The following is an 11,668-nucleotide window of genomic DNA, read 5'->3' on the forward strand; positions in this document are numbered from 1 at the left end:
AAAGGCGGCACCTATTGCGGCGGCCGCGTAAACAGTTCCCGAAACAGCTCCTCTGACCGTTGCAGGCCTTCATCCGTTAAGATCAACGACTTCGACTTGTTCACCGGATCGGCGATCAGCCCCTTCTTGAACAAACGATCCGTCGTCTCCCAGTCCAAACCCTTCCAGGCTCGATACCCGTCATGCAGCGTCAGCCACAACAGCGCCAGCACCGCATCGTCGATCTTGTCTTCGTCGATATCCATTGCGAGAGCTTATCACGTGCAAATACGAAATTAATGCGGTACTCGCCGAATGCGTACCAAGGTCCAGAGGTCCAGAGGTTCTTTGATCACAAGACCCAAGGACCTTGTCCTCCTGAAAAAGAGCGGGACGTTTGCATCACAAGTTGAACTTATAAAACATGCGTTGCATTGCAGGAGAGAGTTCGCTATGCATTCTAACTATCAGAAGTACCGATGTCGCTGAAAGGAGCAGACTGAGGCTTGTCCCAGCCACAAACACAGGGAATTACAAATGGTCTAGCTTCAGACGAGAGTAACTGCCGCATCGCAACCGCGCTTGTTGTTTCCTCAACTAAAGATGGAGACTCGCAGTTCGAGAATCGGACAGGATCGTTGTGGACACTGCACCGAGTGAGTGCAATAAACTGCGGAAATTAGTCGACCGGCGAACCGACACGCAGAACACAGAAAAGGCTCTTTCTCATCCAGCATTCGAGCCGAGTTCGCCCGGACGCATTTAGGCGTATGCCGTTGCGCCCGACGCCTCCACCATCACAGAAAGCATCGTTCAATGACTACTACTGAAGCGACTCCAAAGGTTCAACCGTTTAAGTTTACGGCTTTCGAGCAGAAAGACTACAACTATCGCGTTCAGCGCGTGCGCGAGAAAATGGCGCAAGCTGAGATTGACGTGCTGCTCGTTACCGACCTTTCCAATATCTGCTATCTAACAGGTTTTCAAACATTGGTATCGGACTGGTATTCCTGCTTGATCCTTCCTGCGCAGGGAAACCTAGTTCTCCATGTTTGCGATCTGGAGGTCGATCTTGGCCGCGTCCATACTAATGTCGAGCGCATCGAGTCGATAATGTGGAGTCGCATGGATGAGGCTGGTACGGAACTAGCCTTAATCATAGACAGTTTAAATTCAACGCCGAAAAAAATTGGCTTGGAGAGTCGGCAAAAGGGACTAACTCCGTATGCCTACTCGAAACTGTGCTCTGCATTTCCTAATGCAATAGTGGCCGATGCGTCCGGTTTGGTCACTCGCATTCGTGCCGTAAAGTCCCCAACAGAGATTACCTATATGCGCAAGGCCGGGCTTTATTCGGTAGCTGGTCTGACGGCAGCAGAAGCGATCATCCAGGAGGGCATCACCGACAATGACATTGCCGCGGCGGCGTCTGCAGGTATGATCCGCGCAGGCAGTGAATATTTCTCCATTGATCCCATCATCCGTACCGGAGATTGGCATGCTATAGTGCATTCTTCGTTTCGTAGGAACAAGATCAAGCGGGGCGACCCCATCATCATGGAGATGAGTGGGGTCCATGAGCGCTATAACGCGCCGCTTTATTCCACGGCGATAGCAGGGCGTGCGTCAGATAGTACACGCCTTCTGTCAGATGTCGCGCTCCATTGTCTTGAGACACTTTATAGCAATCTGAAGCCCCGCCGAACTATGCGAGACGTTCTGACTAGCACGAAGTGCGAACTGATGAGTTTGGACGCGCGAACTCGCCTTGGAACCCGAATAGTAGGCTCCACTTTGGCTGACTACCTGACTGAGAAATTCAGGTCGTGGAAGGCCTATCCCGTCGGCCTGGCCTTTCCTCCGTCCTGGCCTGAAAACTCGATCTGGCTGGCAGAGTCTGACCAGATTCTCGTGCCGGGGATGTGCTTCCACGCGTGCTACTCGTTCAGAGTGTTTGGGGAGGTCGCCGCCGGGTTCGGTGATTCCATTGCAATTACAGAGGAAGGTTTCGAAATCCTAACACCACGTACGAAGCGTCTTCTCGAGGTGTTCTGAGATTGAAACGCCGATACCGTTGCAACACCGCTTGCGACACGCATTTAAATTGGAGGACCAATGAAGACCGATCTCCTTTCCGTCATTGACTGCGCTGGGTCGCCCCGTCAACGAGGACGCACTCATGGAGAAGCGCTGCGCACCGCTATCGCTGAAAAGATAATGCGCTGGCATGACGCCATCGCGGAAGCCTACGGCGTCACCGCCAAGACGTTCATTCCGCGCTTCTTGGCGGCAACACGGTTCGGCGATGCGGTGAAGCGATACACACCCCACCTCGCCGAAGAGGTTGCAGGAATAGCGGAAGGATCCAACATCGCCCACGAAACCGCATTTGCGCTCCAGCTACTGGATGAGGAGTGGTGGTTCGGCCGCTCCACTGGAGACGGACATTGCTCCAGCCTTGCAATCGCCCCCTGCGGGCCTATCCCGACAATAATTGCTCAAACAATGGACTTGCCACGATGGCACGACGGGGCGCAGGTTTTGCTGAAAACGCAGGACTCGGAAGCCGGTGAGACCATGGTCTTCACATCTGCAGGTCTGATTGGCCTGATGGGCGTGTCCGAGCGCGGGGTCGGCGTCTGTGTGAACACCTTATCACAACTGGCTGTCAGCCCGACAGGGTTGCCAGTGGCTTTCGTGATGCGAGGCGCCCTCGCCTGCTCGAGCGTGTCGGACGCCATTAGGTTCCTGCATGACGTTCCGCACGCCTCGGGACAGAACTATCAATTGGGAGACCGTCAGAACATCGCGACTGTCGAATGCTCCGCGGGCAAAGTATTGCCGCTCGCTACTAAGTCTAGATGTTCGCTGCATACCAATCATCCGCTTGCGAGCGACGACAGGCGTTCGGCGACAATACCCCTCGCAGGAAGCGATAGTTCGCGCGGTCGCCTCCAAAGCTTGCATCTCGATCTTGATGACGTGCGGGTAACCACGGATGATGTCAAGGCGGCACTGGCGGCATGCCGGGCCGGCGGTGAGGTTTCGCTAGTTGCCCCGCAACTGGCGACGGAACCGATGACCGTTGGCGCGGTCGTCTATGAGATCGGCGAGCGTACTAAAATATCAGTCTGCGCTGGACCACCGAGCGTCGAGGCATGGCGGGATATTGGGTTAGGGACGTGAACTTGCGTCTGATTTAGATTGATGCACGCGTGGTGGCCTCGATATAAACTATAATCGACAAAGGATCAGCGGAACGAATGGCGGAACGCTATAGCGCGGCGATCTGGGAGGAACTTCCACCTTGATCGTCGCGCGGCAGAACGCGAAGCTTCGCGCGAATACGCGACAAACCGGCAAAGGGCGCGCGCCTGCAAGCGTTGAGCCAGTCATCCACGCGAAGGCGGTTTGGTTGGCTTACGAAACGCGAGATCGCCAGAGGTGCCCCCTCTACGCAGGCGACCGAACATTCCGCCCCTCCACACATCCGATCATCCGATCAACGATCCTGGATCGTCAACAAGAGGTTCGGCAGACTTCCATCCGTAACAAGGTTGCCGTCGCTCGCCACGTTCAAAGAGAGGCGATATTCGCGCCGATAGCTCAGTACGCCTAGCTTCGAAATGAGGACGGCCCGGAATTGCCGACTCAACTCGGACCAGCGTCATCCGGAGGCACTACCCATGCGCTGTTTCACGTTTCCCGATCGTGTCTCAGCCTAAGGGATTGGTGTAGCTTCCGGCAGGTAGCCGTGTTTTCCGGCGAGCGCCGGAGTGGGATTTCAGCGCGTGACTGCAGGCAGGCTGATTTCCGGATCATCGCTCATTGATGCCATTGTCTCAAGTGTCATGTACCTGGCACGTTGGACGGCCCAGTCATCGTTTTGCTCGGGCAGCAGTGCGCCGACGAGACGGACGATGGCTTCGTCGTTGGGAAAGATGCCAACGACCTCGGTGCGTCGCTTGATTTGCCATTGAGATGTTCGATCGGATTTGTTGAATGCAATTGACCCGGTGCTCTTTCGGGAAGGTCATGCAGGCGAGCACATCCTCTTCGGCATCATTCATGATGGCGGCGAGCTTCTGCACTTTCGGCCGGATCTGGACGGCGACGTTGCGCCACTGGGTGCTCGCCGCCTCCGATGTGTCCTGAGCAAAAGCAGTGGCGATGAAGGCGGATACGACGCGTCTGCCGCTCTTTCCGGCGTGCGCCAGCACGTTCCTCATGAAGTGAACCCGGCATCTTTGCCATGTGGCACTGAGAACCTTGGTGACGGCGGCCTTGAGGCCCTCATGAGCATCGGAGACGACGAGCTTGACGCCGCGCAGCCCCCGCCTGATCAGCTTTCGAAGAAACTCGGTCCAGATCGCCTCGGCCTCGGACGTGCCGATCTCCATGCCGAGCACTTCGCGTCGGCCATCGGTGTTGACGCCGACGGCGATGATAACGGCAACGGAAACAATGCGGCCACCGCGCCGGACCTTCAGATAGGTGGGCATCGATCCAGAGATAGGGCCAGCCCGTCGATGGGTCTTTCGAGGAAAACCTTGACCTTGACATCGATCTCCTCGCACAGAGGGCTCACCTGGCTCTTGGAGATGCCGCTCATACCCATCGCCTTGACGAGATCGTCGACGGAACGCGTTGAGATGCCTTGGATGTAAGCTTCCTGGATAACAGCCGTCAGAGCCTTTTCCGCCATGCGACGTGTCCCAGTCTCGGTCGCGGTAGCCGTTGCGTTGGGCCAGCCGCATCGCGTTCTTCTCGCCGTAGCCAGCACCGGTCGCACTGCCGACCTCCAGCTCCATCAGCCGTTCGGCGGCAACGCCGATCATCTCCCGTAGCAAATCGGCATCGGCACTCTTCTCAACAAGCGAGCGCACGTTCATCATATCGTCGGTCATCGGTGTCTTTCCATCAGGTTGGTCTTGAACAGCCCGACCCTGCCGGAAAAAAACTGATGGCCATCTAATCCTCAGGACCTACACTACCCGGCGGGACACGATCCGTTGCCCGAAATGAGGGACACATCATGCATGCCCACAAGCTCGGGCCGACTATAATGTGGCGATGATGACTGTCACGAAAACGACACAGCCGCTTCCCGTCTTGCTGCTAAGACTCACGAGGTTCCCGAGACCTTTTCTTTGGCCAGCCAGGCGCGGAAAGCTTCGAGCGGCGGGTAATTGGTCCGCGATTGCGGCCAGACGAGCCAGTAGGACCCCGAGCCCGGCACCGATCTCTTCAGGACCGGTACCAGGCGCCCTTCGATTATTTCAGTGTCAGCGAGATAGGCCGGAAGAAGAGCCACGCCGAGCCCGGAGATCGCCGACTGCGTCATCGTCGCGAACTGGTCGAAAAGCATCCCCGTCACGTTCGCCGGTCGCGCTCCCTGAGCGGCAAACCAGATCCTCCAGCCGGTCGGCCTGGTTTCCAGTTGCAGAAGTGGCAACCTCGCCATGTCCGCGATGTCGTCAATCGGATGTTCAGCGAGGAGCGCTGGCGAAATGCACGCCGTCAGGCGCTCCTCGAAGAGTTTCATATGGTCGGCATCCCGCCAATCGTCTGCTCCAAAATGAATGGCTGCGTCAAAACTCTCGGCGGCAAAGTTAAAGCGCTTGAGCCGCGTCGCGAGGTTGATCGTGATACCTGGATGTTTGACCAGGAATGCGCCCAACCGCGGCGCCAGCCATCGCGTACCGAAAGCCGGCAGGATAGCCAGCGACAGGGTGCCGCCGCCTGGGTTGGCGGCGAATTCCATGCTGCCCCGCTGGATGAGATCGAGCGCGCGGCTCACGTTCCGCCCGTAGGCATGGGCTGCTTCCGTCGGAATGAGCTTCTGCCTGTGTCGCTCGAAGAGCGGCCGGCCAAGCTGCTGCTCCAGATTCTGCACGAGGCGGCTCACAGTGCTCTGTGTCAAATCAAGCTCACGCGCCGCCGCCGCCGTTGAGCCGGTGCGCAAGACGGCTTCGAACGCAGAGAGGAGGCTCATGGAGGGAAGGAACCGACGCGGGCGCATCAAACCTATGCATTTTATGAATTAGATCACATCTAAATAGGGTTATTTCTCGCGAAACACAATCGGTAAATGCATGAGCAAGCAGCTTCGATATCCGAGGTCGCATTTCATTCGAGGGAAATCCGTGACGACAAATTCCGCCACAGCCATGTCTTCCGCACAGACGAGCGCGTTTGCGTGGGACGATCCCTTCCTCTTGGAGGAGCAGCTCTCTGAAGAGGAACGCATGATCCGCGATGCTGCCAAGGCCTTTGCAGAGGCCGAATTGCTGCCGCACGTGGGGGATGCCTATCTTGAGGAGAAGACTGATCCCGGTCTCTTCCGGCTGATGGGCAGGGCCGGGCTTCTCGGCGTAACGTTGCCGGAAAAATATGGGGCGGCTGGCGCCAACTTCGTCTCTTACGGCCTGGTTGCGCGCGAGGTCGAACGCGTCGATTCAGGCTATCGGTCGATGATGAGCGTCCAGTCGTCGCTGGTGATCTATCCGATCTATGCCTATGGCTCGGAAGAACAGCGAGACAAGTATCTACCGGGCCTCGTATCCGGGGAATTGATCGGCTGCTTCGGTCTGACCGAGCCGGATGCCGGCTCCGATCCCGGCGACATGAAGACCCGCGCCGAGAAAATCGACGGCGGGTACCGCCTGCGCGGCTCAAAGATGTGGATCTCCAATGCGCCGATCGCCGATGTCTTCGTTGTCTGGGCGAAGTCGGAAGCTCATAACCGCCAGATCCGCGGTTTCATCCTCGAAAAGGGCATGAAAGGCCTGTCGGCGCCGAAGATCGGCGGCAAGCTGTCGCTGCGTGCCTCGATCACCGGCGAGATCGTGATGGACGGCGTCGAGATCGGCGAGGACGCCCTGCTGCCGAATGTTTCGGGTCTCAAGGGGCCGTTCGGCTGCCTGAACCGCGCCCGTTATGGCATTTCCTGGGGCGTGCTCGGCGCTGCCGAGGATTGCTGGTTGCGTTCGCGGCAATATGGACTGGACCGCGTTCAATTTGGCAAACCGCTGGCTGGCGCTCAACTCTTCCAGAGGAGGCTGGCGGACATGCAGACGGAGATTGCACTGGGGCTGCAGGCTTCACTCCGCGTAGGGCGCCTGATGGACGAGCACAAGTTCGCGCCGGAAATGATTTCTATCGTCAAGCGCAACAACTGCGGCAAGGCGCTCGATATCGCCAGGCAAGCCCGTGACATGCACGGCGGCAACGGCATCCAGATCGAATACCACGTCATGCGCCATTCCCAGAACCTTGAAACGGTCAACACCTATGAGGGCACGCATGATGTCCACGCACTGATCCTCGGCCGCGCCCAGACCGGTATTCAGGCGTTCTTCTGATGGGCGGTCCGAACAGTGCACCGCTTGCCGGCCTGAAAGTCGTCGAACTTGCCCGCATCCTTGCCGGTCCCTGGATCGGCCAGACACTCGCCGATCTCGGCGCCGAGGTTATCAAGGTGGAAAGCCCGCAGGGCGACGACACCCGCAGTTGGGGGCCACCCTTTATCGAACGCCCGGACGGTAAGGGCGGCGCTGAGAAGGTGGCGGCGTATTTTCATGCGGCAAACCGAGGCAAGTCGTCGGTCATTTGTGACTTCGGCGATCCCGAGGGTCTTGAGCGCGTCAAAGCATTGATCGCAGAAGCTGACGTTGTGATTGAGAACTTCAAAGTTGCCGGGCTGCAAAAATTCGGTCTCGATTATGAAAGCATCGCCGCGATCAATCCGCGGATCGTCTACGCTTCGGTGACCGGTTTCGGTCAGACAGGCCCGCGCGCCCGTCAGCCAGGATACGATTTCCTCATACAGGGTATGTGCGGAATTATGGACCTGACCGGTGAGCCAGACGGTGAACCGCAGAAAGTCGGCGTCGCCTGGATCGACGTCTTTACCGGACTTTACGGCGTCATCGGCATTCAGGCAGCGCTTGCCGAGCGCGACCGCTCCGGCGTTGGCCAGCATGTCGATCTGGCGCTCTTCGACGTCGGAGTTTCCGTCCTTGCCAACCAGGCCATGAATTATCTCGCAACCGGCAACGTGCCTCACCGTATGGGAAACGCTCATCCGAATATCGTGCCCTATCAGGTTTTCCCGGCCTTCGACGGTCATCTCATTATCGCTTGTGGCAACGATCGGCAGTTCGCATCCCTTTGCGACCTGCTGGATCTCGCTGCGCTCGCCGGAGACCCGGCCTACGCCACCAATCCCGCACGAGTGGAAAACCGCGAGAAGCTTTGCGCGATAATTGCGGAAAAGACGCGACTTCGGCCGAAAGCAGAACTGATCGCCGCACTTGAAGGGGCGGGTGTTCCGGGAGGACCGATCAATAGCGTCGCCGAGGCGATCGACGATCCGCAGATCAAGGCGCGCCGGCTTAAGATCGCTCCGGAAGGCTTGTCCGGCCTGAGAACGCCGATCGGCTTGTCGCGCAGCCTCCTCACGCTCGACAGTGCCTCGCCGCTTTTGGGTGCTGGACGCTGGAGCTTTTCTTCCGAAGAGTCGAGGGTAGACACGAAATGACGATCGAAACCATCGGAGTGCTCGGCGCCGGGCAGATGGGCAGCGGTATCGCTCATGTGCTTGCAATTGCGGGATTCGAGGTCTCGCTGATGGACGTCGACGCGGATCGGCTCGTCGCCGCGGTCGCCAAAATTAGCGAGGATATGGACCGGCAGGTGGCACGGGGAACGATCGCGGCCGAGGCAATGTTGAGCGCCGTTGGACGCCTCAGGACGACCGTAAACCTGCCCGAACTTGGCACGCTCGATCTGATCATCGAGACGGCGGCGGAGAGCGAGCCGGTCAAGCTGAAATTATTCGACGATCTCCGACCTCACCTGAAGCCGGAAGCGATCCTCACCTCAAACACGTCTTCGCTCTCGATCACCCGTCTAGCCGGACGGACTCGAAAGCCCGAGCAGTTTATGGGCCTCCACTTCATGAATCCGGTTCCGGTCATGCAGCTCGTCGAGCTCATTCGTGGAATCGTGACCAGCAACGAGACTTTCGAGGCTGTCCGCGCCGTCGTACAACGACTCGGCAAAACCGCAGTCGTTGCGGAGGATTACCCCGCCTTTATCGTGAACCGGATTCTGGTCCCGATGATCAACGAAGCCGTTTATACGCTTTACGAGGGTGTCGGTTCGGTTTTCGACATCGATCAGAGCATGAAGCTTGGCGCGAATCATCCGATGGGACCGCTGGAACTGGCTGATTTCATCGGCCTCGATACCTGCCTCGCCATCATGAACGTTCTGCATGAAGGCCTGGCGGACAGCAAGTACCGCCCATGTCCACTGTTGGTGAAATATGTCGAAGCGGGATGGCTAGGACGCAAAGTCGCCAGAGGCTTTTATGATTATTGCGGCGATACGCCGGTTCCGAGCCGCTGATCAGGAGTGCTGCACATGAAGATTCTCGTTCCCGTGAAGCGGGTAGTTGATTACAACGTGAAGATCCGGGTGAAGCCGGATGGTTCGGGCGTCGAGCTTGCGAATGTGAAGATGTCGATGAACCCGTTCGACGAGATTTCGGTCGAAGAAGCGCTGCGGCTGAAGGAGGCCGGCAAGGCCGAGGAAGTGGTGGTGGTGTCGATCGGACCGGCCAAGGCCGAGGAGACATTGCGCACCGCCCTTGCCATGGGCGCGGATCGCGCCATCCTGGTCGAGACCGAAGATCAGGTCGAGCCGCTGGCCGTCGCCAAGATCCTCAAAGGTGTTGCCGATGCCGAACAGCCGGGCCTGATCATCGTCGGCAAGCAGGCGATCGATGATGACTCGAACCAGACCGGCCAGATGCTGGCGGCCCTCTTGGGTTCGGCGCAGGCGACCTTCGCCTCGAAGATCGAGATCGGCGAGGGAAAAGCCAAGGTGACCCGCGAGGTCGATGGCGGCCTGCAGACGATCGAGGTCAAGCTGCCGGCGGTGGTGACCACGGATCTTCGCCTCAACGAGCCGCGTTACGCCTCGCTGCCGAACATCATGAAGGCGAAGAAGAAGCCGCTCGACAAGAAGGCGCCTGCCGATTTCGGCGTCGATACGACACCGCGGCTGAAGGTGCTGAAGACCGAAGAGCCGTCCGGCCGCAAGGCAGGCGTCAAGGTCAAGTCGGTCGCCGAACTCGTCGAGAAGCTGAAGACCGAAGCCGGCGTGCTCTGAGGATAGAAAGGGAGAACTTCACCATGGCCATTCTTCTTCTGGCTGACCACGACAATGCCCATCTTTCCGACCAGACCGCCAAGGCACTGACGGCGGCCACTCAGATCGGCGGCGATATCCATGTGCTGGTGGCCGGCAAAGCCGCCAAGGCTGCGGCCGATGCCGCCGCCAAGCTTGCCGGCGTCTCCAAGGTGCTGCTGGCCGAAAGCGACGAGCTTGCCAACAATCTCGCCGAACCGCTTGCCGATCTCATCGTCTCGCTGGCGGCAGGTTATGACACCATCCTGACGGCTGCTACCTCGGTCGGCAAGAACGTCATGCCGCGTGTCGCAGCTCTCCTCGATGTCGCCCAGGTCTCGGAAATCATCGAGGTGGTTTCGTCCAACACCTTCAAGCGGCCGATCTATGCCGGCAATGCCATCCAGACGGTGCAGGCAAGCGATGCCAAGAAGGTGATCACCGTGCGCACCGCCTCCTTCGCTTCCGCCGCAGAAGACGGTTCGGCCACTGTCGAGGCAATCCCGGCGGTCGCCAATCCCGGTCTTTCGAGCTTCGTCGCCGATGCGCTGTCGACCTCCGATCGTCCGGAACTGACCTCGGCCAAGATCATCATCTCGGGCGGACGCGCACTCGGTTCGGCGGAGAAGTTCAAGGAAGTCATTCTGCCGGTTGCCGACAAGCTCGGGGCGGCCGTTGGCGCCTCCCGCGCTGCCGTCGATGCCGGCTACGCGCCGAACGACTGGCAGGTCGGCCAGACCGGCAAGGTGGTGGCACCGCAGCTTTACATCGCCTGCGGCATATCAGGCGCCATCCAGCATCTCGCCGGCATGAAGGACTCGAAGGTCATCGTCGCCATCAACAAGGACGAGGAGGCACCGATCTTCCAGATCGCCGACTACGGCCTCGTCGCCGATCTCTTCGAGGCACTGCCGGAACTCGAAGAGGCGCTGTGAAGATTGATATCTGTTTCCGATCTAGCATGCCCGTTGTGAGGGCGCGCTCAAACGACGAAGCCAGATGCCGCAATGGGGCGGCGCTCCGCATAGCCAAGAAGATGACTGTGCCTCAGAGCGACGATGGTGAAGCGGGTCCGATGATTTCGGCCCCAAGCATCAAGCGGGGGACAAGCGGGGACTATGTTGTGGGAATTGATGCGTCGCTGGCACGGCTCTGAACTCGGGTTAACGTTTCTTCCCTGAACGGTTTGGGTGTGATTCAAGAGTGTCGGTGATTTGGAGGCCGACATGTTTGAAGACGATCGCCCGCGGCTGCGGGTTTTGCTGGACCATTTTAGTCTCGTTGAGGATGAGCGGGAGCAATGGCGGGTCGCCCATCCGTTACCCGAGGTGCTTCTTCTGGTCGTTTGCGGGACGATCGGCGCATGCGACGATTTTGACGAGGTCGTCGAATGGGGAGAGGATAACCTGGCGTTTTTACGTCGGTTTCTTCCCTATCACCATGGCATACCGGGTTCGCGCTGGCTGCGCATTCTGCTCAACCGGATCGATCC

10 protein-coding genes and 1 pseudogene are annotated in these 11,668 nt (G+C 58.6%); 8 read left to right on the top strand and 3 right to left on the bottom strand.

Features of this window, described 5'->3' with window-relative positions:
* Positions 1–11: 11 nt before the first annotated feature.
* Positions 12–245 (bottom strand): DUF6429 family protein, encoded by a 234-nt coding sequence (locus tag K290_RS0132555; protein WP_004129017.1) that lies wholly within the window; start codon positions 243–245, stop codon positions 12–14.
* A 550-nt stretch (positions 246–795) separates the two neighbouring features.
* On the opposite strand from K290_RS0132555, the gene K290_RS0132560 reads away from it, so the two are divergent.
* Positions 796–2,034, top strand: coding sequence for a M24 family metallopeptidase (locus tag K290_RS0132560; RefSeq protein WP_004129006.1), 1,239 nt, complete (start codon positions 796–798; stop codon positions 2,032–2,034).
* A 60-nt stretch (positions 2,035–2,094) separates the two neighbouring features.
* A complete protein-coding gene (locus tag K290_RS0132565; protein WP_004129003.1) occupies positions 2,095–3,165 on the top strand; it encodes a C45 family autoproteolytic acyltransferase/hydrolase in 1,071 nt (356 codons plus the stop codon).
* Between the two features lie 598 nt (positions 3,166–3,763).
* Here the strand turns inward: K290_RS0132565 and K290_RS36020 are convergent.
* Both K290_RS36020 and K290_RS0132580 read right to left on the bottom strand, forming a co-directional pair.
* A pseudogene (locus K290_RS36020) lies at positions 3,764–4,886 on the bottom strand (IS256 family transposase).
* Between the two features lie 218 nt (positions 4,887–5,104).
* Complete coding sequence (locus K290_RS0132580; RefSeq protein ID WP_004128999.1) at positions 5,105–6,001, bottom strand: LysR family transcriptional regulator; 897 nt, start codon at positions 5,999–6,001, stop codon at positions 5,105–5,107.
* A gap of 148 nt (positions 6,002–6,149) precedes the next feature.
* On the opposite strand from K290_RS0132580, the gene K290_RS0132585 reads away from it, so the two are divergent.
* The 6 genes from K290_RS0132585 to K290_RS35670 all read left to right on the top strand — a co-directional run.
* Positions 6,150–7,343: an acyl-CoA dehydrogenase gene (locus K290_RS0132585; RefSeq protein WP_015342015.1), complete on the top strand. Its 1,194-nt coding sequence runs from the start codon at positions 6,150–6,152 to the stop codon at positions 7,341–7,343.
* Positions 7,343–8,521, top strand: coding sequence for a CaiB/BaiF CoA transferase family protein (locus K290_RS0132590; RefSeq protein ID WP_004128995.1), 1,179 nt, complete (start codon positions 7,343–7,345; stop codon positions 8,519–8,521). Before K290_RS0132585 ends, K290_RS0132590 begins: the two co-directional genes overlap by 1 nt.
* A complete protein-coding gene (locus K290_RS0132595) occupies positions 8,518–9,393 on the top strand; it encodes a 3-hydroxybutyryl-CoA dehydrogenase (RefSeq protein WP_004128992.1) in 876 nt (291 codons plus the stop codon). Before K290_RS0132590 ends, K290_RS0132595 begins: the two co-directional genes overlap by 4 nt.
* 15 nt (positions 9,394–9,408) lie before the next feature.
* Entirely contained in the window at positions 9,409–10,158 is a 750-nt protein-coding gene (locus K290_RS0132600; protein ID WP_004128988.1) for an electron transfer flavoprotein subunit beta/FixA family protein, read from the top strand.
* 23 nt (positions 10,159–10,181) lie between these two features.
* The gene (locus K290_RS0132605; RefSeq protein WP_004128985.1) at positions 10,182–11,111 is read left to right on the top strand and encodes an electron transfer flavoprotein subunit alpha/FixB family protein; all 930 of its coding nucleotides are present in this window, start codon (positions 10,182–10,184) and stop codon (positions 11,109–11,111) included.
* A gap of 291 nt (positions 11,112–11,402) precedes the next feature.
* On the top strand, positions 11,403–11,668 hold a 266-nt coding region (locus K290_RS35670), incomplete at its 3' end, for a transposase family protein (RefSeq protein WP_037136836.1).

Source organism: Rhizobium leucaenae USDA 9039, from assembly GCF_000426285.1.
GTDB lineage: Bacteria > Pseudomonadota > Alphaproteobacteria > Rhizobiales > Rhizobiaceae > Rhizobium > Rhizobium leucaenae.

Excerpts from the sequence above, each read along its gene's own strand:
- K290_RS0132595 (WP_004128992.1), top strand. The coding sequence starts at position 8,518 with ATGACGATCGAAACCATCGGAGTGCTCGGCGCCGGGCAGATGGGCAGC.
- K290_RS0132605 (WP_004128985.1), top strand. The coding sequence starts at position 10,182 with ATGGCCATTCTTCTTCTGGCTGACCACGACAATGCCCATCTTTCCGAC.
- K290_RS0132600 (WP_004128988.1), top strand. The coding sequence starts at position 9,409 with ATGAAGATTCTCGTTCCCGTGAAGCGGGTAGTTGATTACAACGTGAAG.
- K290_RS0132580 (WP_004128999.1), bottom strand. The coding sequence starts at position 6,001 with ATGCGCCCGCGTCGGTTCCTTCCCTCCATGAGCCTCCTCTCTGCGTTC.
- K290_RS0132555 (WP_004129017.1), bottom strand. The coding sequence starts at position 245 with ATGGATATCGACGAAGACAAGATCGACGATGCGGTGCTGGCGCTGTTG.
- K290_RS0132560 (WP_004129006.1), top strand. The coding sequence starts at position 796 with ATGACTACTACTGAAGCGACTCCAAAGGTTCAACCGTTTAAGTTTACG.
- K290_RS0132585 (WP_015342015.1), top strand. The coding sequence starts at position 6,150 with ATGTCTTCCGCACAGACGAGCGCGTTTGCGTGGGACGATCCCTTCCTC.
- K290_RS0132590 (WP_004128995.1), top strand. The coding sequence starts at position 7,343 with ATGGGCGGTCCGAACAGTGCACCGCTTGCCGGCCTGAAAGTCGTCGAA.
- K290_RS0132565 (WP_004129003.1), top strand. The coding sequence starts at position 2,095 with ATGAAGACCGATCTCCTTTCCGTCATTGACTGCGCTGGGTCGCCCCGT.